The following is a 24,822-nucleotide window of genomic DNA, read 5'->3' on the forward strand; positions in this document are numbered from 1 at the left end:
GAATCGTCAAAATCTATTGACTGACGCCTCTCTCGTAAGTGACGATATCGTCACCATAGAGAAGGGGGTGGTCGATGAACGGCCATCACGATGCGCACACCGGATTGCACAGCGAACACGGCGCGCTGGCGGGCGAGCACCCCGGACGGGCGCGCAATCCCGTGATCAAGGTGCTCGATCTGGCCTGGCTGGAGTTCGAGAAGCCCGATCTGGACGCGGCGGAAACCTTCGCCCACGCCTTCGGCTTCGCGACCGCGAGGCGGACGGCCGGCGAGGTACAACTCCGCGGAACCGACCCGGGCTCGCCCTGCGTACTCATCCGTCGTGGCGCGCGTTCGCGTTTCGTCGGTCCGGCCTTCCACGCCGCCGATTCCGCCGACCTGCTGCGTCTCGCGGAAGCGACCGGCACGCGAGCCGTGGCACTGCCGGAGTCGTTGGGCGGGTTGACCGTTGATCTCGCGGACCCGAGCCGCCTGCGCGTACGGGTCGTCGCCGACACCCACGAACTGGAGGCCCTGCCCACCCAGCGGCCGCACCTGCTCAATGCCGGGCACGAGGTGTCGCGCGTCAACGCCACCCAGCGGCCACCCCGGGTACCGGCGCGCGTGCAGCGACTCGGTCACGTGGTGGTCCAGACGACGAGGTATCGGGAGACTCTCGATTGGTATCTGGAGAACCTGGGTCTGATCGTCAGCGACTTCCTCTATTACCCGGGCCAGCGGGACCGCGGTCCGGTCATGAGCTTCATCCGCTGCGACCGCGGTTCGGTGCCCGCGGATCACCACACACTGGCGCTGACCCTTGGGCCGTCGAACCGCTATGTGCACTCGGCATATCAGGTCGCCGACATCGACGCGCTCGCGGCCGGTGGTGAATACCTGCGTGAGCAGGGCTATCGCCGATCGTGGGGGATAGGGCGGCACATTCAGGGCAGTCAGATCTTCGACTACTGGCGCGATCCCGACGGGTTCCTGGTCGAGCACTTCAGCGACGGCGACATGTTCGACTGCACCCTCGAGCCGGGCTGGACACCGATGAGCGCGTCCGGTCTGGCGCAGTGGGGTCCGCCCGCGACCAAGGACTTCCTCGGCGTCCAGCCCGGTCTCGACGCGTTGCGCGAACTGCGCTCGACCCTCGACGCGCTGCGCGAGGACAACGAATTCGATCTCCGCCGCCTGCGCGGCCTGTGGAAAGTGGCCAACTCATGAGCACATCCGTCCTCCGCACCGCCGACGCCTGGTGGGTGCGAACACCAGCGGGCGCGGCTCGCATCGACACGGTCGCGCCGACCACCCGGGAGTTGCTGGCCGACCGCGCGGCCATCGTCGCAGCAGCCGCCAGCTCGGAAATTGTTCCGGTGGAAAGCCTTTCGCTGATCTCCCCGGTGACGGCACCATGCCGTGTCGTGGCGCAGATGACGAATTTCGCCTCCCACGTGAAGGACTCGGGTATGGACCCCGAGACGGTTCCGTTGACCTTCTTCCGCAAGGCATCCGGATCGATCAGCGGACCCTGCGACGACATCGTGCGCCCCGCACATGTGCGGCTGCTCGATTACGAAGTGGAGATCGGCCTCGTCTTCGGCCGCGACATGCCGGTGGGCTCGCAGGTCACGGCGGAGAATCTGGCCGACTTCGTCGCGGGTTTGGTGGTGACGAACGATATTTCGGCGCGCGACGTGCAATTGCCGAAAACCCAGTTCTACGAGGGGAAGTCGTACCCCACCTTCACTCCGGTCGGACCGGAGCTGGTGCTGCTGGACGCCGATGAACTGAAGCGGTTCGAGGACCTGCGGCTGCGACTGTGGGTCAACGGTCAACTGCGGCAGGACATGACGGTCGCGGACATGATCTATCGGCCGGTGCAGACCCTGCGGGAGCTGACTCGTTTTCAGCGGATGGATGCCGGGGACCTGCTGCTGACCGGCACACCCGTCGGCACCGCCATCAGCGCGCCACCGAAGGTGGCGGAAATCATCGGCTCGCTGCTGCCGCCGAAGGTCAAGTGGAAGCTGTTCTTCCAGGGCCAGGCCAAGAATCCGAAGTATCTGAAGGACGGCGACGTGGTCGAGGCGGCGATCGGAACCGACGACGGCGCCATCGACCTGGGCCGTCAGCACACCATCGTGAGGTACGCCCGATGACCGACCGATCGATGATCGCGACCTCGACCGAGGAACTGCTCTGGCCCCGCTATGCCGGTCCGCAAGACCTCACGGCCATCGAAGCCGTCCCGTTGGCGGCACGCGGGCTACCCGAAACCACCTACGACCTGCTGACCCGCGCGGCGGCACGGTGGCCCGGACGGACCGCGGTGACCGTGCTGCCGGACGCCGAGCATTGGCGAGAGCCGTTGCGGCGCACCTACTCCGAACTGCTGGACGACGTCCACCGATATGCCGATCTGCTGCACGAGTTGGGCGTGCGCCGCACCGACGCGGTCGCGCTCATCGCGCCCAACTGTGCGCAATTGATCCCCGCCACCCTCGCCGCGCAGCTGGCGGGCATCGCCGCGCCGATCAACGGCGGTCTGTCACCGCACCATATCGCCGAGCTGCTGCGCCGTTCGGGAGCCCGAGTCCTGATCTGCGCCGGCCCGGAACTGGCACCCGATATCTGGACCACGGCAAGCGAATTGGCCACCGAGGGGCTCCTGGATGCCTTGCTGGTCCTGCGCCCGACAGCCGCCCCAGGTCCCGCTCCGCTCTTGCCCACGATCGGGGATCTGCTGATCGGATACCTCGACACCCTTGCCGCCCAAAGGGATTCGACCGGGTTCCGCGGCGAGCCGCCGGCGGCCACGGATCTGGCGGCGCTGTTCCACACCGGCGGGACGACCGGCGTGCCGAAGCTGGCGGCGCACCGTCACTCCGGTGAGGTCGCCAACGCATGGATGATCGCGGCCAACTCCCTGCTCGACGAGGAGTCGGCGATCTTCGCCGCGCTGCCGCTGTTCCACGTCAACGCTTTGGTCGTCACCCTGCTCGCACCGCTTTTCCGCGGCCAGCCGGTGGTGTGGGCCGGTCCGCTGGGCTACCGGGACTTCGCGTTGTATCCGCAGTTCTGGAATATCGTGGCGCACTATCGGATTGCCGCGATGAGCGCGGTGCCGACGGTGTACGCGGTGCTGGCGCAATGTCGTGTCGATGCCGACATCTCGAGTCTGCGCTATGCGATGGTCGGAGCCTCGCCTCTGCCACCCGCGGTGCGCGAGAACTTCCAGCGCCATACCGGAGTGACGCTGGTGGAGGGGTACGGCCTCACCGAAGCCACCTGCGCGACCGCGCGCAGCTTCCCCGAAGTGCCACGACCCGGCGCGGTCGGGCAGCGCATGCCCTATCAGCAAGTCGCGGTTGTCCGCACCGCCGAGGACGGCCCGTGGCAGCGGCTGCCCGTGGGGGAGACCGGCGTGCTGGTGGTCAACGGGCCCACGGTCTTCGCCGGGTACGTGACCGGCCATGACGAACACGGCCACCATCTGGACGGACTGGGCACCGTGGTCGACGGCTGGCTCAGCACCGGAGATCTGGCTCACCTCGACGCGGAGGGCTTCATTCATTTGCACGGTCGCGCAAAGGATCTCATCATCCGGGGCGGGCACAATATCGATCCGGCGACCATCGAGGACGCGTTGCTGAGCCACCCACAGGTCAGCGCGGCCGCAGCGGTCGGCAGACCGGACGCGCACGCCGGTGAGGTGCCGGTCGCCTACGTCGTCACCACCGGAACCGATGTCACCGAGGAGGAATTGGCGGCGTGGGCCGCCGAGCGCGTACACGAACGCGCGGCCGCGCCCAAAACGGTCACGATCCTCGACTCGTTGCCTGTCACCGACGTCGGCAAACCCTACAAGCTGGGGCTGCGCGCCGACGCGACCCGCCGTGAGCTGCTCGACGCGCTCGCCACGATGCCCGGCGTCGCCGGCATCAGCGCCGTGGTCGACGACGGGACGATCGTCGCCACCATCACGGTCGCTCCCGATAGCGACCGGACCACGGTCGAGGCGACGCTCGGCCGCTACGCAATCGACTGGAAACTCGAGGTACAGCAATGAAAGTCGCGTCGATGGTGCTCGCGGGCCTGCTCGCGGCGGAATTCGCGTCCTTCGGGGCGGGCAAGCTGCTGGCGCTCGCTTCGATGCGCAAGCGTGCCGAACAACTCGGGTATTCGACAGCCGCTTATCGCGGGATCGGTGCGCTCGAGGTCGCCGCGGCCGGCGGCGTGCTGCTGGGGCTCGCCTACCCGGTGATCGGCGTGGCGGCCGGGGGCGGGCTGGTGCTGTTGATGGCCGGTGCGATCGCCTCCCACCTCCGAAACCATGATGGCCCAAAGGAAATCGCGCCCGCTGCGGTTTCCGCGGTGGTTTCGGCGGTGTATGTCGCCACGCTGGTGGGTGCGTCCTGGTGAGCGCGCCGACTGTTCCGGTCGTGATCGTCGGTGCGGGCCCGGCAGGGCTCACCACGGCCACGCTGCTGGCGCAGTACGGCGTTCGATCGCTGGTCCTGGATCGGTGGGAAGGCGTCTACCCGCAGCCGAGGGCCGTCCACCTCGACGGTGAGATCCGGCGACTCATCGACCGTCTCGGCATCGGTGCGGAATTCGACGCGATCTCGCGGCCCGCGTCAGGGCTGCGCCTGGTCGACCCGAATCGCCGGGTACTCGCGCAGTTCGATCGCGACCTGTCCGGAGGGCGCAACGGATTCCCCGAGGCGAATCTGTTCGATCAACCGGAGCTGGAAGCGCTCCTGCGCGCCAACCTGGACCTCTATCCGGCCGTCACACTGCGCGGAAACACCGAAGTCGTCGCCGTGACCGACGAACTCGACTGTGTCCGAGTGGAATTCACCGATCGGTCCACCGGTGCCGTGGAATCGGTTCGGGCGGACTATGTTCTGGGCTGCGACGGCGCGAACAGCCTGGTGCGCACCGCCATCGGCGCGCGCATGCGGGATCTGCGATTCGAGCAGCGCTGGCTCGTCGTCGACATCGCCACGACGATCGAGCCCGGGCACTGGGACGGTGTGCACCAGGTCTGCGACCCCAGAAGGGCGGCGACCTATATGCGCATCGGTCGGACCCGCTACCGGTGGGAATTCCGCTTGCATCCCACCGAAACGGTGGCGGACTACCGAGACCTTTCCATGCTCTGGCCGCTGCTGTCGCCATGGCTCGACGGAACCGACTGCGAGAGTGTCGAATTGGTGCGGGTCGCGGAGTACACATTCCGCGCGCAGCTGGCCGATCGATGGCGCCGCGGACGGGTGTTCCTGCTCGGCGATGCCGCTCACCTGACGCCCCCTTTCATCGGACAAGGCATGGGCGCGGGCATGCGGGATGCGGCGAATCTCAGCTGGAAGCTCGCCGGGGTGCTGCACGGCCACCTGCCCGACAATCTGCTCGATACCTACGAAGCCGAACGAAAGCCCCACGCGCGCGCCATGATCCGGCTCGCCAAGCTCACCGGAATGACGATGACCGAGGGCGGTGAAATCGGCAACCGGCTGCGCCGCCTCATCGCGCCGAGGCTACAGCGGATACCCGGCCTCACCCGGATGGTCGCCAGTGGCGAGTCCCCGCCGCTTCATCGCTCAGCGCTCGTCCTCGCGCCGCCGCTTCGCCGAAGCCTGTCCGGGCGGCTGGTCCCCAATGGCCTCCTACCTGACAAGCGGCGGGTCGACGACCTCATCGCGGGTCGCTACGCCGTTGTCACCCTTGCCGATCCGTCGCCGGGGGACCGGATGATCGTGGAACAACGCGGCGGCGTCGTGCTGCGCCCCGGCCCGCACACGGAGCTCTACCGCTGGTTGCGGCGCGCGGGCCCGACCGCAGTCCTGGTTCGACCGGACGGCAGCGTGCAGAGCTGCGGACGAAATCCGTCGGCGCTGTGCGCATCGGTATCGAGGTTCACGCCGAGTGCGCGGTCGGCACGTGCCGATCCGGCATTGCCTGACGGCACCTGACATCGAAAGCCTGCGCGACGCGCTGCACGTTCGGAGATCCCATGCCCCTTGTTTTTCGAGCGAGCCTTGGCGCCTGCTTCACGGTCGCGACGGTGCTGACCGCCGGATGCGCTTCGCCGCCGAATCTGTTGCCGAAGACTCATATCACCGCCGATTTCCGCAGCATCGCGGGTGTGTTCGAGGGCAATCCGGTCACTGTGCTCGGACTCGAGGTGGGGACGGTGGACAAGGTCATTCCACGCGGCACCTTCGTCGAGGTTCATCTGAGCGTCGACCGTAGTGTGCAGATTCCCAAAGATGTTACGGCGGTGTTGATTTCGCCGTCGCTCATTACCGATCGGCATATCGAGTTGACGCCGCGCTACGTCGGTGGGGAGACGCTGCCCGATGACGGGCACCTCACCGTGGACTCGACCCGGACTCCGGTCGAGTTGGACACGCTGCTCGAGACCATCGACGACTTCGCGGCAGCGCTGAAACCCGCGGTGGGCGATGCGGCGGGTCCGCTGTCGGGCCGCGTGCTCTATCCCCTCCTGAACGGGCAAGGTGAGAAGCTTCGTGACACGCTCGCGGCCTTGGCAGGTGCGTTGAATACCGGCACGGCCAACAAGGATGCCATCGCCTCGATCATCATCAAGCTCAACGAACTCACCACCATGCTGGCCGACAACGATCAATCGGTGCGCGACTTCAGTGACCAGGTCACCCAGATGAGCGCGCTGCTCGCCGAGCAAGGCCCCGGCTTACAGGCCACGCTGGACCAGCTCAACGGGCTGCTGTCCAACACCAGTGGTGCTCTGGGGGCCTATCAGAATCAGTTGGCGGGCAGCCTGTCCGGGCTTGCGGCGGTCACGGCGCAGCTGCGCGCCAACGCGGCGGGCATCACCGAAATAGTCGACGTCGCCCCGCTGCTGCTCCAGAATCTCGACCGCTCGGTGAACCGGTCCGATGGGTTTCTCCGCACCCACCTCCTGCTGGGTGTGTCTTTGTCCGGGGAGATGGTCAGCCTGTTCTGCGAGCGGATTCAGATGCGTGCGGACGGATGCCGCACGGGACGAATCGAAGACTTCGGCCCGGACTTCGGCTTGACGGCGGCGCTACTGGGTCTCACCGCATGAGACGGCTGCCGCCCACCGGTGCGACGCGACGAGGGTGGCAGCAGGTTGTGAGGAAATGTTCAGAAACTATTGACTGAGGACTTCCTCGTAAGTGACGATATATTCAGAAAGTGGGTTCCCGCCCCGGGCGGCGGCCCCGATCTCTCCAGGAGTTCCGATGCGTAAGCACGCCGATGTGCCCACCTACGAGCCGGACATGTATTCGCCGCAGGCGATTCGTGACACCTATCCGCACTACGAACGGTTGCGGGCGCTCGGCCCGGTGGTGTGGCTCGCCCGCCAGAAGGCCTACGCACTGCCGCGGTACGCCGAATGCAAGCAGGTCCTGCTCGATGACGCCACCTTCATCTCCGGCGCCGGCGTCGGCCTGAACCCGATCACCAACCGGCTCTCGCGCGGAACCACTTTGAACAGCGATGGCGACGATCACGCCCGTCGTCGCGGGCTGCTGTCCCCACATCTGAGTCCGCGAGCGCTCCGCACCATGCGTGAAGCCGTCGACGAGCAGGCGGACGCGGTCGTCGCAGCCGCAACCGCGAAAGGTCGTATCGACGGTGTCGAGCTGGCGACCGCGCTCCCGATGTCGATCGTGCCCGATCTGATCGGCTGGCCACACGAAGGCCGCGAGAACCTTTTACGTTGGGCGGGAGCAACTTTCGACGCGCTCGGACCCATCAACCAGCAATCGGTGCGATCCGCGCCTTCGGGCATCGAGATGATGCGATTCGCCCGGCGGCTCGCCCGCGATCGCGCCATTCTGCCCGGCGGCGCGGGTCAAGACGTATTGCGAGCCGGTGACGAGGGCACGATCCCGCGCTCCGGGTGTCCAGCCATGCTGATCGACTACTTGGCGCCGTCCCTGGACACCACGATCAGCGCGATCGCGAGTGCGTTGTATCTGCTGGCCGCCCATCCCGAGCAATGGCGGCTGCTGAAATCGGACCCGTCGCTGATCCCCAACACGGTGAACGAGGTCGTCCGATACGAATCTCCGGTCCGTGCGTTCTCGCGCAAAGCGGTCCGTGATGTCGAGATCGCCGGAACGCTGATCGAGGAGGGTGCGCGGGTGGTGGTCATCTACGGTTCGGCCAATCGTGACCCACTCGAATGGGAGTCGCCCGACACCTTCGACATTCGCCGCGACGCCACCCGCCAACTCGGATTCGGCCACGGCACCCATGGTTGCGCGGGCCAAGGGCTGGCGCGCTTGGAGACCCAAGCCATGCTGCGCGCGCTGGTCGATCGTGTGGACCGCATCGAGGTGGCCGGTGAGCCCGAATGGGTGATGAACAACATCATCCACCGTTACGCGCGTTTGCCGCTGCAACTTTTTCCCGCCTGAAGGAGGGCACTCTGATGAAAATCAGCATCGACTACGACCGCTGTGAGGGACACGGGCTGTGCGCCGAACAAGCACCGGCGGTGTTCAGTCTCGACGACGACGCCGAACTGATCTATCACTTCGACGGCGGCGAAGTGCCCGGCGACCAGGTCGCCGCCGCGCACGCGGCCATCGTTTCCTGCCCGGTCGCAGCCCTGCGGGCATCGTCGTGAGCGAGCGCCACACCGTGGTCGTCGGTGAATCCATCGCCGGTGTCACCGCGGTCCGCGAATTGCGGGCGCTCGGTCACCGCGGAGCGATCACCCTCATCGGGGCGGACCCGCACGGCTCCTATGCGCGGCCGCCGCTGTCCAAGGCGGTGCTCGAGGATTCGAGCGCCGACGCCACCCTCGGCTACCCGCTCGATGATCTCGGCGTCACCAGCGTGCGTTCGGCTGCGGTGGCCGCCGATTTCGACCGGCGCACCGTCGTAACCGCTGATGGCGACATCATTTCCTACGATGCGCTGATCATCGCAAGCGGTGCCGAAGCCCGTCGCATCGCCGCCCCGGGGCAACGTGGCGAACTGGTGCTGCGGACGCTCGATGACGCGCGCACCCTGCGCCCACGGCTCGACACCGCCACCTCGGTGATCGTTGTCGGCGCGGGATTCCTCGGGATGGAAGTCGCCAGTGCCTGCGTCACGCGCGGCATTCCCGTCACGGTGATCGACGTCGACCCGCCCCTGCAAGCCGTCCTCGGTTCGTACCTGAGCGGCGTAATCAGTTCGCGCGCCGAAGAACACGGCGTTCGAATAGTGCGGACAACAGAATTCGTCACCCTCGTCGGTGATCCCGTCAACGGTGTGGCCCTTCCGGGTGGCGAGGTATTGACAGCTGACTTGGTGGTCACCTGCGCCGGAGAAATCCCGAACACCTCTTGGCTGGCCGGCACCGGTTTGGCTGATCGCAACGGCATCGGCATCGACGACGCGTGCACAACCGCAGCCCCTGACGTCTATGCCGCTGGCGACGTCGCCTATCTGCGCGCGGCGAACAAACGTGCCCCGTTCTGGTCCAACGCCGTTGCGCAAGCCAGGGTCGCCGCCGCTTCGGCGCTGGGGCTACCGGCGGCCGCAGCCGCGAGCGACAACTATTTCTGGACCGAAATCCTCGGCATCGCCATCAAGGTCGTCGGGCCATTGCCGGTGATCGGCGCTCCAACCAGCCTCGAGGGAAACCCCGCCGACGGATCTGCGCTGCTCATCTGGCGCCATGGTGCGGGTGGGGCAACGGTCGTCGCCTACGGAATCCGCAAATCCATAGCCGGTCTGCGCTCGCTGGCCGACGCACCGAGCTGTTCACCGCAGACCTAGGTCGAACCACGAGAGTGCGGAACATCCCCGGCGGAGTTTCTCCGTCACTCCCCGGTGTCGACAGGATCGCTGTGCTTCCTTGTCAGCCCCTTGAGGTCGTAGGTGCGAGTACCCAGGGTCCCGGCGAGGACGCCGACGATAAGCGCGATCACGGCGGCCGTTACGCCACGTGTCAGCCCCGAATCCCAGGTGGCTCCGAAATACAGGATCGAACGCGTACCCAGATAGATCTGGTGCATGGGCTCGAACGAGCTGAGGAAGCGGACGAAGGGGGGCATGGCCTCCGGCGGTGTCGTACCCCCGGAGCTGGGGATCGACAGCACGATGAAGAGGAAGAGGTTGACCACCATGCCGAGATTGCCCAGCAGGGCCAGGATCGCCTGAGCGACCACCGCGACGGCTGTAATGCTCAGAACGCTGAACAGCCACAGCTCCCATGGATGGTCCAGCGGCATGCCGATCCAGTCCGCGATCCCCAGATAGACACTGCTGACGAGCACCGCGACACCCGTCATGATTCCCCACTTCACAGCCAGGGTGGCCAGGCGGCTGTGACCCGAGCGCCGCTCCATGCGGTAGAGCGGACCGATCTCCGACGGAGTGAAACCGAGCTGGGCGTCGACGAGACTGGTCGCAATCATGGACCCCGTGAACCCGGCCAGCACCAGCAGAAGCGCGTAGTAGAAGGCCGAGAGGCCGGCGCCGGTCCCGTCCGGAACCTCCTTGAACGGCGTGACATGCACCAGCATCGGTTCGGACAGAACGATGCGTGCTGTTCCCGTGACGGACTGGCTGCCGGATGCCGCCTGGTCCCCAGCCTGTGTCGCAGTGGCGAGCAGCTGCTGGCCCACGGTTTGGTTCGCCTCGGCCAGCACCCCGGACGCGAAGGAATCGACGATGGACGCGCCGTAACTGTTCGCGAAGGGATTGGTGTACACGGTGACCGCGGGTTGTGGTGCGGCCGCACCGGTCACTGCGCTCTCCGTGAGTGCCACCAGCTTCTGGCTCAGGTCCGAGGGCAGAACGATCGCACCATAGAGCTTCCCCTTGTCCATGTCCTCCTTCGCTGCGGCAAGGCTGACGAAGCGAAGGTCGAACTTGTCCGCATCGACCTCCTTGCGCAGGTTGTCGGAGATCTGTTCGCCGACGTTGAGGTGCTGTCCCGATGGGTCGGTGGCTCCGGTATCGGCGTTGACAACCGCTACGGGAAAGTCGTTCAGGTCTTGGGAGGAGTTGACCGTTCCTCCCAGATACAACGCTGCCAGGGCGGCCATAACCACGGTCACGATGACTGCCGGGGTCAGCCACAACCGCGGCCCCGGCCTGCTTCCTGCGAGCTTGATTTCGTTCGGCATGGTGTGCACATTCCTCCGGTGACCATTTTGGTTACTTGGTGACCAGTATGGTTACCGCTTGGGGCGAAGTCAACTGCGCTCACCTGCGATTACAAGTGGTGGAGCGCCTCAATCACCCGTGCCGACATCGCCGTCGCCCCGGTGGCCCAATGCGCCGAGGCCCGCCGCGATCACCACATCGGTACGCTCGGTCCACCTCGCCTCACGGTTCGCCATCATCGTGACGGTCACGGCGCCGATCGCGGACACCACCCGCACATGCCGTCCCTCATCGGTCCAGACATCGGGATCGAAGGCTTCCATCAGAGTGCGCTGTGCCCCGGAGAGGCGCTGCATGATCTCGGGTTCGCGCGTCAGCCAGAAGGCGCCGACGATGAGCGCGCCGGTCCCTGGCCACTCCTCGATCAGTTCGACCAGTGCGCCGAGCAGGGCGGCGTCCCGCTCGACCCCGACCGCGAGGCCCGCACCCGCGGCTGCCACTCGTGCGGCATGTTCCTCCGCGCGAGACACCACGGCGTCCTGGATCCGCTCCTTCGAGCCGAAGCGCTTCAGCACGGCCGCCTTGGAGTAGCCGGCGCCGTCGGCGATCGCCTGCACGGTCCCCTGGGCGAACCCGTGCTGCGCAAACACGAAGGCCGCCACGTCGATCAACGCGTGATCGATCTCTTCGCTGGTGGGTCTCACGGTCGGCTTCATGACCAGAGGTTACCGTTTTGGTCAGCTACTGACCGAAACGGTCATGCTCGCAGCCTTCGACCGCTACGGGTGCCCGTGTGCGGCGGTATTGACAGCCATCTGTAATAAAGGTAACACTGTTGCCGATAATATTCATACGGCTGATCCGTGTGGCGTCGGTCTCCTGTGCGCGGTTTCGTGGTCGATCCCGGCGGACTTCGAAGCGGCGCTGCCGTTGGTGCCGGGGAGTGCAGAAGGGAAGCGGCGATGACATCGGAAGCGCAGCTGCTGCTGCGGGGCGGGATCGTCCTCACGATGGACGACGAGATCGGCGACTTCGACAAGGCCGACGTGCTGATCGACAATGGCGAGATTGTCGCGGTGGGCCGTGACTTGCACAGTGCGGCAAAGGTTGTCGATTGCGCGGGAAAGATCGTCATCCCCGGGTTCGTCAACTCGCATCATCACATGTTCCAGACGGCGTTGCGATCGTTCTGGTCCGACGCACTGGAGCTCGACTACTTCCTGCAGTCCCGAACGGGTGAGGATGCTCTGTTCCATCAGTACACCCCCGAGGATGTGTACTGGGGCGAATACGGTGGCGCCCTGGAGTGCCTCGCGGCAGGCACCACGACGGTTGTCGACACCTCACAGTGCTCCTACACCCCCGAGCACACCGATGCCGCGCTCGATGCCATCCGTCGAGCCGGAATCCGCTGCATGTTCAGCTTCTCGCCGGCGTTCGGTGATCATGAACCCGCGCCGACCTACGCCCACCCCGACGATATCCATCGGTTGTGCGGTGCCTACGACCCCTCTGATGCGGCCGGGCTGGTCCGGCTGGCACTCGGCTATCACGTCGACGAGGACCTCTTCCAGCTGGCGAAAGACCTCGAGCTGCCCGTCTTCGCCCATGTCAATGATGTCAGCTGGGGCCGGGTGCTCGAACAGTTCGAGGCCGAGGGCCTGCTGGGACCGTGGATCACCTACATCCATTGCCTCGGGCTGGAAGATACTGCGTGGAAGGCGATTCGGCGGTCCGGTGGCCGAGTATCGGTGTCCGTCAGCGCGGAACTTTCGCTCGGGATGGGGGTGCCCGCACTCCAGGCGGCGGTTGATCACCAGGTGCCGGTAAGCCTCGGAACCGATACGGTCAGTACGGCGCCGGCCGACTTCTTCTCGCAGATGCGGGCCGCTTTTCTGCTACAGCGTCACACCGCCATGGACGCTGCCCGGCGCGGAAGGCCCGAAACCGCCGCTCCGCTCTCGACGCGTGACATCCTGCGTATCGCCACGGTCGGTGGCGCCAGGGCCGCTCATCTGGACCACCTGGTGGGAACCCTGACTCCCGGTAAGCGGGCCGATATCGCAATCCTGAACGCGCGCACGCTCAATGCGAGTCCGGTGAATCACGCGGCGGGTGCGATCGTCCAGTTGATGGACACCGGCAATGTCGACACGGTTCTGGTCGACGGGCGCATCGTCAAGCAGGGCGGGCGGATGCTCCACGCCGACATCGATGATGTGCTTTCGCATCTCGACCGGTCTGCGGCCGGCCTGCTCGAGCGGGCCGGCAAAGACGGCATCCTGCTCACCGGCTGTCGATCGTACTGAGCCGATCGCGGATTCGTCTCCCGTTGACGGCGCGGCCGTCAACGGGAGATCGCCATCAGGCGCTGAGCGCGCCCATTTTGGCCAGTGACTTGTCCAGTGCGCCCACGATGGACTTCGCGAACACTCCGCCCATCGGGCCGTCGATCATGCCCCCGTTGATCCTGGCGACCACATCGACTCCGGTGGTCGCACCCTGTGCGCGCAACCGGATATCGAGCGCGAGTGTTACTGCGGCACGGGTGGTTCCGCTCAAAGCGATCGAGCGGAACCGGTCGACCTCATCGAAGGTCCAGTCGATGGTTATCGGCATGTTCATCACGGTGGCCGCGGCGGTCGCGGTGACGCCCGTTTCGAGGGCTTCCGGGACGTCGGTCTTCCATGATTTGTGGATGACGAGCCATTCGCCCCATCGCAGTGGATTGCCGATGACCTTCCAGATCTCGTCGGGTTGCGCGTGCAAGGTGGCGCTGGTTTCGACGGTACGCAATTGACTCTCCTACCCGTACCTGGAGTTTTGATTTCGGTAACAGTGTAGCCGAAATCACGGGGGTTGGAGAGTGTGAACGCTGGGCCGTCTGGTTGGTCAGGTGGTCGAGCCTGCTTCGCGCAGCGGTGTCAATCCGGCGACGAGCAGCCGGAGCCCATGGCGGAATTCCTCCGCCAGCGTCTGCGAGGGCAGGGTATCGGCGACGGCGACCGTCGCCGGGAATCGCACCGGGTCGAGGTGGTGATACAACGCCGAAAGTGATGCGGCCTCGGCCTCTTCGGTCGGGTCCTCGGTGCGCAACTGCGCGGCGAAGCCGAGGGTGTATCGCGCGAGTATGGCGTATGAGCGTGCGGCGGCGGCCGGTGGGAAGCCGTTGCCGAGCAGTACGGACAGGAAATGCTCGCGCAGGGCGAGGGCATTGGGCCCCACCGGGATTTGCTCGATCAGCAGCGGCGCGATGCCACGGTGGCGGCTCATCGCGTCGAACATCGCCTCCGCGGCGTCGATGCACGCGCTCTGCCAATCGTCATCGGCGATCGACTCGTCGAGGGCGATCTCTCCGAAGACCCGGTCGACGACATGGGCGACGAGCTCGGCGCGGTCGGTGACGGCGCGGTAGAGCACGGCGGTGCTGGTGTCGAGCCGCTGCGCCAGGGACCGCATCGTCAATGCGCTGGGACCCTCTTCATCGGCAATGGCCAGGGCTGTGGCGATGATGCGGTCGAAGGGCACTCGGGGCCGGCCGGGTGAGCGACGAGTCGCCGGCTTGCCGGTCTCACGTTCCGCGGTACTCATGGCATCAGTGTTCAGGATCGGTGGGCTGAGCACCCGATCAGGGTATATCGGTAACAATGTAACCGAAACTATTGACGCGTCCGAGCTATAACGGCAACAATGTAGCCATTATGAGGAATGGTGCTGAACTCGACAGCGGAAGTGATCCTGATTCCCGGTTCGTGACTGTCGATGGACTACGGATCCACTACCAGCGGACCGGGACCGGCCCGCCGCTACTGCTGCTGCACGGCAGCGGATCTTCCCTGCAGAGCTGGGATCGCGTCACCTCGGCCCTTTCGGGCGCCTGCGACGTGATCAGGCCGGATCTGCCGGGGTTCGGGCTGACCGGACCCCGCCCGGATCGGGACTACCGGGTGCAGACCTATGCGAAAACCGTTGCGTTGCTGCTCGATACCCTGGGTGTCGGCGCCGTCACGGTGGTGGGTAACTCGCTCGGGGGAAACATCGGGTGGAACCTCGCGCTCGACTATCCGGACAAGGTCGATCGTCTGGTTCTGATCAATGCGACGGGGTATCCCGGCAAGTCGCTACCGCTGGCATTCCGCTTGGCGCGTTCGATGGTGGGCCGAGTCGTGTTGCGGCGCCTGGCTTCCCGCTCTGCCACCGAACGGAACCTGCGTTCGCTCGTCGGTGCGAATCAGGCCGTCGTCGACGACGCGATGGTAGACCGGGTCCACGCGATGATGAAGCGGCCGGGCAACCAGCAGGCCTTCATCGACTTCGCCAATATCGATCAGCTCGACCGCACCGGCGAATTGCCCAAGATCGCGGTTCCGACGCTCGTATTACGCAGCGCATCGATCGACGGCCAGTATTTCGCCCGGGACATCCCGGGCAGCCGCGAACTGCTGCACGCCGACGGCGGTCATCTGCTGCCCGAGGAAGACCCGCAGTGGGTGGCAGATGTTGTGCGCCGCTTCATATTCGAGGATCAGGAGCAGTAGTGAGATATTTCGTCGCGGCCCGAGAAGACCGCACGCTCGACACAAGCGCTCGCGCCGCACTGCGCGGCGAATTCCTGCAGTGCCGAGACGGCATCACGCACTACGAGTTGACCGGACCTCCGGGCGGTGAGCTGGTCGTCCTGGTCGGCGGGCTGACCATTCCGCTGTTCTACTGGGATCGGTTCGCGGCCCAGCTGCACGCACGTGGCTTCCGCACCCTGTCCTACAGCGGCTACGGCCGCGGCTACTCCGACCGGGTGGAAGCGACCTACGACGAAGCCTTGTTCCTGCGCCAGCTCACCGATCTGATCGAGGGGCTCGGACTGCGCGACGAACCACATCACCTGCTGGGCACCTCGATGGGTGCCTTGGTCGCCATGGCGCACGCCGAGCAGCACCAGCACCGCATCGGCAGCCTGACCTTGGTCGGCCCCGCGGGTCTGGCGACGAAGCCCCCGGCGGGCACGGCACTACTGCGCCGGGAGCGCTTGGCGACCCTGGTCGCCAAGCGTCTCGGTGGCCGCCTGCTCGAGGGCCACCTGTCACACAACGTCCTGGACCCCGAACAAGGCAGGGAACTGACCGCGATGGTCAGTGAGTGCTATCGGTACGAGGGATCGCTCTACTCGTTCTTCGCCACGATCGCCGACTTCCCGCTCACCGCGCGCCGCGACCTGTACCGCCGGACGAGCCATTCGCCTGTCCCCACGATGCTGGTGTGGGGCGACGAGGACCGGGTCACTCCGATAAAGGATTTCGACGAGGTCTGCACCTTGCTCGCGCCCGACTTGGCGCACGTCATCACCCACTGCGGACACATGGCCAGCTACGAGCAGCCCGAGCTCGTCGCTCAGCACTTCGCCTCGTTTGTGGAAAAGACCGAACGAAAGGTAGTCCAGTGAGCGCCGAATCGATCGACGTGCTGGTCGTCGGAGCAGGCCCGACCGGCACGGCCCTCGCCGTCGATCTGGTACGACGCGGACTGGCGGTGCGGATAATCGACAAGGGCGCAACGGGATTCGATGGTTCCCGAGCCAAAGGCGTCCAGCCCCGGACCTTGGAGGTGCTCGAGGATCTCGGGGCGCTGCCGGACGTCCTCGCCGGGGGCGCGACCTACCCGCCGCTGGGGATCCACGCCGGCCCACTGACAATCCCGTGGGCGATGAATCCGCGCCGTCGAGCCACCTCCGATGTGCCCTATCCCAATACGTGGCTGATACCCCAGCACCGCACCGACGGCGCGTTGCGCGCACGACTTCAGGAGCTCGGAGGAGTGGTCGAATTCGACTGCGCACTCACAAGTTTCGAGCAGACCCCGGAGAAGGTCACCGCGACGGTATCCACTCCCGATGGCGTGCGCCGGATCGAATGCCGCTATCTGGTCGGCGCCGACGGCGGGTCGAGCGCGGTGCGCAAGGCGGCGGAAGTCGGATTCGAGGGCAAGACAGACGAATCCGATCGAATGATCATCGCCGACGCGACGGTCGAGGGCTTGTCGCGCAATCGCTGGCATGTCTGGCCGCGGCTGGGCGGCCGGTTCGTCGGAGCCTGCCCCCTGCCGAATTCCGATCAGTTCCAATGGATGATCCGACTGGATCCCGACGAGGAACCGTCGCTCGAACTCGACGACCTCAATGCCCGTATTCGCGCGCACACCGGTGACAAACGCATAAGCCTGACCCAGGTTTCCTGGAAGTCGGTGTTCCGCCCCAATATTCGCCTCGCCGACCGCTATCGCGCGGGGCGGGTGTTCCTCGCGGGGGACGCCGCGCACGTCCACACCCCCGCCGGTGCACAAGGACTCAACACCGGTATCCAGGACGCCTACAACCTCGGGTGGAAACTCGCGCAGGTGCTCGCGGGCGCCCCCGACACGCTGCTGGACACCTACGAGGCCGAACGTCGTCCGATCGCGGCGCGCGTCCTGGGGTTGTCGACGAAGAAGTACGAGGGCTTGTCGCGACTGGATCCCTCCAGCATCAAACGCGGAGACGACGAGCGTCAGCTCGGTGTGAACTATCGCGGCGGTCCGCTGGCCGCGAACGCGGCCGGACGGACACGCACACTGCGGGTAGGCGATCGAGTACCGGACGCCGTTCTCACCGACCAGGCCGGACACCGGCGGCGACTGTTCGAACATACTGCGGGATCGCATTTCACGGCGATCGCCTATGGCTCCGAAGCCGGTGCCGACCTGGCCGCCATATCCTGGCCGGCCACCGGCGCGCCCCTGCTGCGTCTGTTCGTGGATGCTCGAGCCGCCACCGAGCGCGATATCGTGCTCGACGACATGGGTGGTGGGTTCGCCAAGGCCTTCGGTCTCAGTTCTCCCACACTGCTGTTGATCCGCCCGGACGGATATCTCGCCGCCGTCGCGACCGAGAATCGAGTCGATGCGATCGACGCGATTGCCGCAGGCATGCTCCCGGCGAGCAAGCCCACCACTCTCGTATGACCAACTCCCGCAACGTCCGCCGCCCAGATCGTCACCGGAGCGGGAGAGGATCCGAACTCCTCGATCGCTGTCGGCCTGCGGTGGGCAGCGGCATTGGCGGCGCTGCGTGTCTGGCAACGTGATCCGCCGTCACACGGAGTTGCTGGATTCCTTTGCACACCAATTGCTTACGATCCTCGGTCGTCCGGCCGAGGAGTAGTTCGCCGGAGCTCAGCAACGGAGCGAACCCGCCGGCAGTTCGTCGCCGGCGGTCAAGGGAAGTTCGATCGACCCCAGCAGGTCTCGGTACCGCGTGACCAGGTCCGTAGGTTCGCGACGGCTGTAGGCGACAATCTCCCGGAAGACGCCGGGGCCGATCCGTCGGGTGTGATGAGCCCATCCACCCGGCACGGCGTTGGCCGGCGTCACCGCGACCCCTGTGCCTTCGACCGCGAACGACAGCGCCGCCGCGACCTGTCCGGTGCGAGCGACCGCGCGAGGGGTGAAATCCATTACGGCGGAGAGCCAATCGACGATCTCGCTCATACCTTGTTCCGCCTCGTAGAGCACCCAGTCGGCCGTTGCCATCTCGCGTGGGTCCACGGGGGAGTGCTGACGGTAATCGCCGGGACCCACCAGCACCATTTCCTCGTAGCCGAGCGACACCACGGGACCGTCCCATTCGGATGGTCGAGGGCCGATGGACAGATCGCCTTGCCCGCCACGGGTCGCGGCTTCGAGCTCGCGCCGATGGGAGAAGTCGTGCAGCCTCAGCATGATCGTGGGGTACAGGGTGTGCCAGCGGGCGGCGCTGAGCGGCAGCACCCCCGAGGCCACCGACCTGACCGTGAGCACATGAACATCGCCGAGCCGGTTTTCGGAGACTTGCCGGACGGCATCGACGGCGTCGCGCGCCGCGTCGAGCACCTGGCGTGCGTGCGGTAGCAGTACGCGACCGGCAGGGGTGAGGGAAAGCCCGTGCCGCCCCCGTTCGAGTAGCTCGACGCCGAGTTCTCGCTCCAGGGCACGCATTTGCTGCGACAAGGAGGGTTGTGACAGATACAGCTGCGCCGCGGCCGCACTGAAGGATCCGGCATCCCAGATCGTGACCAGATATTCGAGCTGACGCAGCTGCACCGTCGCAGATTCCTCACGGCCGAGGTGGTTGGTTCACTTGACGAGTTCGACCCGGGGGTCGTGGCGGGACAGCCGCGCGAGCAGGTAGTCGATCTCCGCGCGAGTGGTGTCGGTCAGGACGGGCCGGGGGCTGCGCTGGGCATCGCTGGCAAGCAGGCCACGGCGTTTCATGATGTATTTCCGCACCGCCAAGCCGATCACCGGCTGTTGCTCGTAGCGTAGCAGCGGCAGATGCGCGTCGAACAGGTCGTGCGCGGAGTCGCGATTCGCGGCCGTGGCTTCGACGATGTCGACGAGCAGTTCCGGGAAGCAGTAGCCGGTCATGGCGCCGTCGGCCCCGCGTTCGATCTCGAAATCCAGGAAGAGTCCACCGTTGCCACACAAGATCGACAACCGTGGCAGCAGGCCGTCGCCTTCGAGCCGGCGCAGGGTGCTGATCTTCTCCAGGCCCGGCCAGTCCTCGTGCTTGAGCATCACGCAGTTCGGCACCGCGACAGCGATTCTCGCGATGACCGACGGGGTCATCACCACCGAGAAGGACAGCGGGTAGTCCTGGATGACGAACGGGACCGCATCGCCGATCATGTGGACGGCGCCCTCGTAGTACTGCACGATCTGGTCGTCGGTGCGCAGGGTATTCGGCGGCGCGATCATGACTCCCGCCGCTCCGGCGTCCATGACTTCGGTGGTCAGTGCGGCCATTGCCGCGTAGCCACTGGCCGAGACGCCGACGACGATGGGCAGCGAGGTTCGTTCCAGCACATGGCGAACGATGCGAGTCGACTCCTGGTGCGCCAGTTTCGGCGCTTCCCCGAGCTGACCCAGCAATGTCAGTCCGGCGACGCCGACCGATTCATAGAAGTCCACCAGGCGGCTGAGGGAATCGAAGTCGACGGCGCCGTCCTCGTCGAAGGGGGTCGGTGCGATGGCGAACACGCCGGCGGTCTCGCGGGTTATGAGCGTCACGGGTCGGTAACTCCTTCTAGCACCTGGGTTTTCGGTTCAAACACTGGCGATGAGGCCGCCGTCGACCCGCACCACCGTGCCGGTGATGTAGGCGGCGGGCACGCCGGCCAGGAACGCGATCGCGGCGGCATACTCGGACGGCTCCCCGTAGCGGCCCACCGGGATCGCCGCCGTGCTCGCGGCGCGCACCTGGTCGATGTCGATCCCGTCGCGTTCGGCCTTGGCCCGGTCGAGGTATTCGGTTCGCGCGGTGCCGATTCGGCCGGGGATGACCACGTTCGCGGTGATGCCGTCCGCGGCTACCTCCCGGGCCAGGGTCTTGGACCAGCCCAGCAGGCTGCTGCGCAGCGTGTTCGACAGACCGAGATTGGGGATCGGCGCGATGACGCCCGAGCTGGTGCTCGTGATCACTCGGCCCCAGCCGCGGGCTCGCATGCCCGGAAGCACGGCGTCGGTGATGGCGATGACCGACAGCACCATCGACAGGAACTGTTCGGCCCAGGTGCCGGTCGGCTGGTGGGTGACCGGCGAAGGCGCGGGACCGCCGGTGTTGTTGATCAGGATGTCCACCGGGCCGAGACTGCGCTCGATGGCGGCGACTCTGTCATCGATGAGGTGCAGATCGGCGATGTTCCATTCGAAAGCCTCGGCGCGGCCGCCTCGATCGACTATCGCCTCGGCCCTTGTCTCGGCGGCCCGCTTGTCGATGTCCGCCACCGCGACCGCCGCTCCCTCTGCCGCAAGGGTTTCCGCGATGGCGCCGCCCAGCCCGCCGCCACCGCCCAGCACCAAGGCAATGCGACCAGAAATACCAAGATCCATCGATTCTCCCTTACCGATATTTCGGTTCGTGCGCAAAAATTGCATCGTAATTGAGTGCGACGCTAACACGCACGAAGCTTTGCCGGTCATATCAATTTCCATTGGGGCGTATAGGGATCGGTTATACGTGCAGGTAGGTTGCGGTGAGTTAATGGGTGTGGCATGAGTCGTTGCCCGAATCATGTTTGGGTGGAGTCGATTTCATGAATACAGTCGGGAGGAATTGTCTCCTTGTATTCGAAAGGGCTGTGCGCGGATGAATGTTCCGGAAACAATGGTGGCGGCGGTGCTGGGGGAGCCCGGAGTGATCGAGACGGTGAGAAAGCCGGTGCCCGAGATCGGCCCCGATGACGTACTCGTACGGGTTCATCGAGCCTCGTTGTGCGGAACGGACGTGAAGATTCTGAGCCGCAAGTTCTTCGGTGGCGTCGGCCCGGAGCCGGGTACGTTCATCCCCGGCCACGAGTACAGCGGTGTCGTTGCCGCCGTCGGCTCCAGTGTCGACGAGTTCGTGGTGGGGGACCGTGTCGTGACCGAGGCGCACCGGGGCTGCATGCGGTGCGCGAACTGTCTGTCCGGCGGCTATACCAACTGCCTCAACTACGGAGTCGCTGCGAAAGGCCATCGCGTACAAGGGATGACGGTCCAGGGTGGCTTCGCGGAGTACGTATCCAACCACGTCTCCACGCTGACCTTGCTGCCCGAGACCGTCGACTTCGACAGCGCGGTCGTTCTCACCACCGCGGGGACCGTTATGCACGCCTTCCAACGGCTGGGTGTCCTCGCCGTCGGAACCAATATCGCGGTGATCGGTCCCGGCCCGATCGGGTTGCTGGCGGTGCAGGTCGCCCGGGAACTCGGGGCTGCCCGTGTTTCGCTCATCGGCACTCGCGAAGGCCGGCTGGCGCTGGGCAAACAATACGGTGCCGACCAGGTGGTGAACTCTCGTGAATGTGATCCGGTCGCGGCGGTGCGCGCGGCCACCGGGGGTCGCGGGGCCGACATCGTTCTCGAGTGCTCGGGAGCCGGGCCGGCGGTCGATACGGCCCTGCACATGGCCACGCGCGGCGGGAAGGTGGTGCTGGTCGGCTTCTTCGGTCAGCCGGTGACCGCTGATCTCAATCACGCGGTCATGAACGGCATCACCCTCGCGACGGTGCGTGGGGAGGGCGCGGGTTCGGTCGCGCGTGCGGTGTCGTTGGCGGGCTCGGGACGCCTGAACACCGATTCCCTTGTTACTCACCGTTTCCCGCTGACCGATATCGCGGCGGCTTTCGACGCCTACACGCGGCGTGCCGACAATGCCATCAAGGTGATGCTCGATGTCACCGACTGACGAAGCCGCCGTCGCGGCGGCGATGGGGAAAGCGGCTGAGTCGTGGCTGAACTCGCTGACGGTCGACCAGAGGTCGGCTGCCCAGTACGCCTCGCCCCTGGTCGCCGAATCCGATCGCGAACGGCTGCGCTGGTTCTACACGCCCACCGACCACGGCGGTCTGGCATTGCGCGAGCAAATCCCACGCCAACAGAGTCTCGCCATGCAATTGGTGGCGACCGGCCTGTCGGAAGGCGGCTACGCCACCGTCGCCACCGTCATGGGCTTGGAACACATCCTCGACAGGGTGGAGGGGTGGCACGTCACGTGGGGGCGTCAACGCGGGCGCGACCCAGAGTTGTACTGGCTCCGAGTATTCGGTCACCCCAGCGATACCGTCTGGGCCTGGCGGCTCGGCGGGCATCATGTGTCGCTGAACAACCTCATCGTCGAGGGCAGGCTCGTCGCCACCACGCCCTGCTTCATCGGCGCCGATCCCGCGACGACGACCCTGCTGGGCACTTCGCTGCGGCCGCTCGCCGGCCTCGAGGAGGTGGCGCGCCGGCTGGTGCGATCCCTCGACTCCGACCAGCTGGGCCGGGCATTGCTCCACCCTTCGGCCATCTCGGACATCGTGTCGGGCAACCGGCCGTGCCTCGCTGACGGCGACGCCATGATGCACATGCAGGACCTCTGGCGCGGGCAGTTCGCTGATCCCGCATTGACCGACCTGGTCGACCAGATCGACCGCCGGGCCGAGCAGGCCAGCGGCTACGGCGAAGCCGATCACGCTCGCCTCGCCTACTCCACCATTCCCAAGGGACTCTGCGCCCAGGCCCTCGACACCGAGCAGCGCGGCTGGTTACGCGACTTGATCGGCTTGTATACGGGACGAGCACCGCAACCGCTCGCCGACCGGGAAACCGACCACTATGCCTACGACGCGATCCTCGACACGGTCCACTTCGCATGGGCCGGCAGCCTCGAGCGCGGCGACCCGCACTACTACCGCGTACAGGGCCCGAGGCTGCTCCTCGAATACGACAACACCCAGCGCAACGCCAACCATGCGCACTCGGTGTGGCGAGATCCCTTGGCAGACTTCGGGTTCGATGCGCTAGCGGCGCATCGACGGCGCTCCGTGCATTAGCCGAACTGCTGATCGACGCGCTGCACATACCACCGCCGACCGTCTCGAAGGTTCAGGCGGGACGGGCCCGAACCGCCTGACAATTGGACCGGGGCCGGATATGGCCGATTCCTGTGGCTGGCGAACGTGGGAATGCAGGTCATCGACGCAGTTGCCCGAAGAAGGCCCGAATGTCGTCGACGAACAGGTCGGGGACTTCGAAGGCGGGGAAGTGGCCGCCCTCGGTGTGGTCGCGGAAGAAGGCGACACTGTCGCCGGCGCCGAGGACCTTGCGCACGAAAGCGTCGCTGTAGAACAAGGATTGGCCCTGAGGGACCGGGGAGGTCCCGCCCCAGCCGGTGTGCTCGGCGTGGGCCATCTCCCAGTAGAAGTCGGCTGCCGCGGGGCCGGTGCGGGTGAACCAGTACAGGCTCGCGGTGATCAGAATGTTCTCGCGGCTGATCGGGGTCGCGGGATTGGCCCACTCCACGAATTTCTCTGCGATCCAGGCCAGTTGCAGGATCGGGGAATCGGCCAGACCCGCCGACAGGGCGTTGGGTTGGGTCGAGTGCAGCACCCGATAGCCCTTCATCTGCGCCCAACTGTGTTGTGCCGCTTCGAGTTGCTTGCGTTCGTCGGCGTCGAGGCCCTCGGGCGTCGGGAGGTCTTCGCCGACCATGCCGAGCTGGAGCCGGTCGCCGTGGGTGTGCGCGCCGATCACCCGCTCGGGCAGCAGCGCCGCCATCCGGCCGGTGACACCCGCGCCGATATCACCGCCCTCGACACCGAACCGGTCATATCCCAGCCGGGTCATCAATTCGCCGAAGGCCAGCGCGGTCCGGTCGAGGTTCCAGCCGCGCGCCGAGAGCGGACTCGAGAACACGAACCCGGGCAGCGACGGAATCACCAGGTGGAAGGCGTCCGCCGGGTCGCCGCCGTGCGCACGCGGGTCGGTCAGTGGCCCGCTGGCGGCGACGAACTCCACGAATGAGGTCGGGTAGCTGTGGTTGAGCAGCAGCGGGGTGGCGTCGGGTTCGGGTGAGCGCAGATGCAGGAAGTGGATGGTTTGCCCGTCGATCTCGGTCACGAAGTGCGGCAGCGTGTTGAGCGCGGCTTCGTGTGCGCGCCAATCGAATCCGTCGGCCCAATAGGAGGCCAGCTCGCGCAGGTAGCCCGGCGTGATGCCGTGGTCCCACTGCGAATCCGCACCGGGCACCGGGTACGGCGAGCGGGTGCGGGCGAGTCGTTCACGCAGATCATCGAGCTCGGCCTGCGGGATCTGGATCCGGAAGGGAATGATGTCAGCGTTCATGCACGCAATCTATGGGCAATCTAGGTCAGTCTCCGCCCTATTTTCTGCCCTGGGTGGGTGT

At 66.1% G+C, this 24,822-nt stretch carries 23 protein-coding genes; 15 read left to right on the forward strand and 8 right to left on the reverse strand.

All coding sequences use genetic code 11. The features are described 5' to 3' along the window. Positions 1–74: 74 nt before the first annotated feature. From H0264_RS22210 to H0264_RS22250, 9 genes are all read left to right on the forward strand, one after another. Complete coding sequence (locus H0264_RS22210) at positions 75–1,208, forward strand: VOC family protein (RefSeq protein ID WP_181579315.1); 1,134 nt, start codon at positions 75–77, stop codon at positions 1,206–1,208. Then, a complete protein-coding gene (locus H0264_RS22215; protein WP_181579316.1) occupies positions 1,205–2,143 on the forward strand; it encodes a fumarylacetoacetate hydrolase family protein in 939 nt (312 codons plus the stop codon). Before H0264_RS22210 ends, H0264_RS22215 begins: the two co-directional genes overlap by 4 nt. Continuing rightward, on the forward strand, positions 2,140–4,053 hold the full coding sequence (locus H0264_RS22220) for an acyl-CoA synthetase (RefSeq protein WP_244975913.1): 1,914 nt from the start codon (positions 2,140–2,142) through the stop codon (positions 4,051–4,053). Before H0264_RS22215 ends, H0264_RS22220 begins: the two co-directional genes overlap by 4 nt. Continuing rightward, on the forward strand, positions 4,050–4,406 hold the full coding sequence (locus H0264_RS22225; RefSeq protein WP_181579317.1) for a DoxX family protein: 357 nt from the start codon (positions 4,050–4,052) through the stop codon (positions 4,404–4,406). The genes H0264_RS22220 and H0264_RS22225 overlap by 4 nt, the downstream gene beginning before the upstream one ends. Further along, positions 4,403–5,959: a bifunctional 3-(3-hydroxy-phenyl)propionate/3-hydroxycinnamic acid hydroxylase MhpA gene (mhpA, locus tag H0264_RS22230; RefSeq protein WP_181579318.1), complete on the forward strand. Its 1,557-nt coding sequence runs from the start codon at positions 4,403–4,405 to the stop codon at positions 5,957–5,959. The genes H0264_RS22225 and mhpA overlap by 4 nt, the downstream gene beginning before the upstream one ends. Before the next feature lie 41 nt (positions 5,960–6,000). Then, positions 6,001–7,077, forward strand: a complete 1,077-nt coding sequence (locus tag H0264_RS22235; protein WP_181579319.1) for an MCE family protein — start codon at positions 6,001–6,003, stop codon at positions 7,075–7,077. 157 nt (positions 7,078–7,234) lie between these two features. Beyond that, on the forward strand, positions 7,235–8,419 hold the full coding sequence (locus H0264_RS22240; RefSeq protein WP_181579320.1) for a cytochrome P450: 1,185 nt from the start codon (positions 7,235–7,237) through the stop codon (positions 8,417–8,419). 14 nt (positions 8,420–8,433) lie between these two features. Next, complete coding sequence (locus tag H0264_RS22245) at positions 8,434–8,631, forward strand: ferredoxin (RefSeq protein WP_181579321.1); 198 nt, start codon at positions 8,434–8,436, stop codon at positions 8,629–8,631. A gap of 14 nt (positions 8,632–8,645) precedes the next feature. After that, complete coding sequence (locus H0264_RS22250; protein WP_231085648.1) at positions 8,646–9,773, forward strand: NAD(P)/FAD-dependent oxidoreductase; 1,128 nt, start codon at positions 8,646–8,648, stop codon at positions 9,771–9,773. A 44-nt stretch (positions 9,774–9,817) separates the two neighbouring features. Here the strand turns inward: H0264_RS22250 and H0264_RS22255 are convergent, their stop codons facing one another. Both H0264_RS22255 and H0264_RS22260 read right to left on the reverse strand, forming a co-directional pair. Continuing rightward, a complete protein-coding gene (locus tag H0264_RS22255) occupies positions 9,818–11,128 on the reverse strand; it encodes a YhgE/Pip domain-containing protein (protein ID WP_181579322.1) in 1,311 nt (436 codons plus the stop codon). Between the two features lie 108 nt (positions 11,129–11,236). Further along, complete coding sequence (locus H0264_RS22260; RefSeq protein WP_181579323.1) at positions 11,237–11,824, reverse strand: TetR/AcrR family transcriptional regulator; 588 nt, start codon at positions 11,822–11,824, stop codon at positions 11,237–11,239. Positions 11,825–12,001: 177 nt separating this feature from the next. On the opposite strand from H0264_RS22260, the gene H0264_RS22265 reads away from it, so the two are divergent. Continuing rightward, a complete protein-coding gene (locus H0264_RS22265; protein ID WP_231085645.1) occupies positions 12,002–13,417 on the forward strand; it encodes an amidohydrolase family protein in 1,416 nt (471 codons plus the stop codon). A gap of 55 nt (positions 13,418–13,472) precedes the next feature. Here H0264_RS22265 and H0264_RS22270 read toward each other — a convergent pair whose 3' ends face one another. Further along, positions 13,473–13,904: a type II toxin-antitoxin system Rv0910 family toxin gene (locus H0264_RS22270; protein WP_181579324.1), complete on the reverse strand. Its 432-nt coding sequence runs from the start codon at positions 13,902–13,904 to the stop codon at positions 13,473–13,475. A gap of 96 nt (positions 13,905–14,000) precedes the next feature. Then, positions 14,001–14,699 (reverse strand): TetR/AcrR family transcriptional regulator, encoded by a 699-nt coding sequence (locus H0264_RS22275; RefSeq protein ID WP_181579325.1) that lies wholly within the window; start codon positions 14,697–14,699, stop codon positions 14,001–14,003. A gap of 71 nt (positions 14,700–14,770) precedes the next feature. On the opposite strand from H0264_RS22275, the gene H0264_RS22280 reads away from it, so the two are divergent. The 3 genes from H0264_RS22280 to H0264_RS22290 are packed head-to-tail and all read left to right on the forward strand — an operon-like array spanning position 14,771 to position 18,101. After that, a complete protein-coding gene (locus H0264_RS22280) occupies positions 14,771–15,646 on the forward strand; it encodes an alpha/beta fold hydrolase (protein WP_244975915.1) in 876 nt (291 codons plus the stop codon). Next, complete coding sequence (locus H0264_RS22285; protein WP_181579326.1) at positions 15,646–16,548, forward strand: alpha/beta fold hydrolase; 903 nt, start codon at positions 15,646–15,648, stop codon at positions 16,546–16,548. The genes H0264_RS22280 and H0264_RS22285 overlap by 1 nt, the downstream gene beginning before the upstream one ends. Then, positions 16,545–18,101, forward strand: a complete 1,557-nt coding sequence (locus H0264_RS22290; protein WP_181579327.1) for an FAD-dependent oxidoreductase — start codon at positions 16,545–16,547, stop codon at positions 18,099–18,101. The genes H0264_RS22285 and H0264_RS22290 overlap by 4 nt, the downstream gene beginning before the upstream one ends. A gap of 210 nt (positions 18,102–18,311) precedes the next feature. On the opposite strand, the gene H0264_RS22295 is transcribed toward H0264_RS22290, so the two are convergent. From H0264_RS22295 to H0264_RS22305, 3 genes are read right to left on the reverse strand one after another with little or no spacing between them, the layout of a single operon-like run. Further along, complete coding sequence (locus H0264_RS22295; RefSeq protein WP_181579328.1) at positions 18,312–19,217, reverse strand: LysR family transcriptional regulator; 906 nt, start codon at positions 19,215–19,217, stop codon at positions 18,312–18,314. 33 nt (positions 19,218–19,250) lie between these two features. Beyond that, on the reverse strand, positions 19,251–20,183 hold the full coding sequence (locus tag H0264_RS22300) for a dihydrodipicolinate synthase family protein (protein WP_181579329.1): 933 nt from the start codon (positions 20,181–20,183) through the stop codon (positions 19,251–19,253). A 36-nt stretch (positions 20,184–20,219) separates the two neighbouring features. Beyond that, complete coding sequence (locus H0264_RS22305) at positions 20,220–21,005, reverse strand: SDR family oxidoreductase (RefSeq protein WP_181579330.1); 786 nt, start codon at positions 21,003–21,005, stop codon at positions 20,220–20,222. Between the two features lie 256 nt (positions 21,006–21,261). Between H0264_RS22305 and H0264_RS22310 the strand changes: the two genes are divergently transcribed. Together H0264_RS22310 and H0264_RS22315 are read left to right on the forward strand one after the other, a co-directional pair. Then, a complete protein-coding gene (locus H0264_RS22310) occupies positions 21,262–22,341 on the forward strand; it encodes a zinc-dependent alcohol dehydrogenase (protein WP_181579331.1) in 1,080 nt (359 codons plus the stop codon). Then, positions 22,328–23,470, forward strand: a complete 1,143-nt coding sequence (locus H0264_RS22315) for a DUF3500 domain-containing protein (protein WP_181579332.1) — start codon at positions 22,328–22,330, stop codon at positions 23,468–23,470. Before H0264_RS22310 ends, H0264_RS22315 begins: the two co-directional genes overlap by 14 nt. A gap of 139 nt (positions 23,471–23,609) precedes the next feature. On the opposite strand, the gene H0264_RS22320 is transcribed toward H0264_RS22315, so the two are convergent. Further along, entirely contained in the window at positions 23,610–24,761 is a 1,152-nt protein-coding gene (locus H0264_RS22320; RefSeq protein ID WP_181579333.1) for an epoxide hydrolase family protein, read from the reverse strand. Positions 24,762–24,822 lie beyond the last annotated feature (61 nt).

The organism is Nocardia huaxiensis (assembly GCF_013744875.1).
GTDB lineage: Bacteria > Actinomycetota > Actinomycetes > Mycobacteriales > Mycobacteriaceae > Nocardia > Nocardia huaxiensis.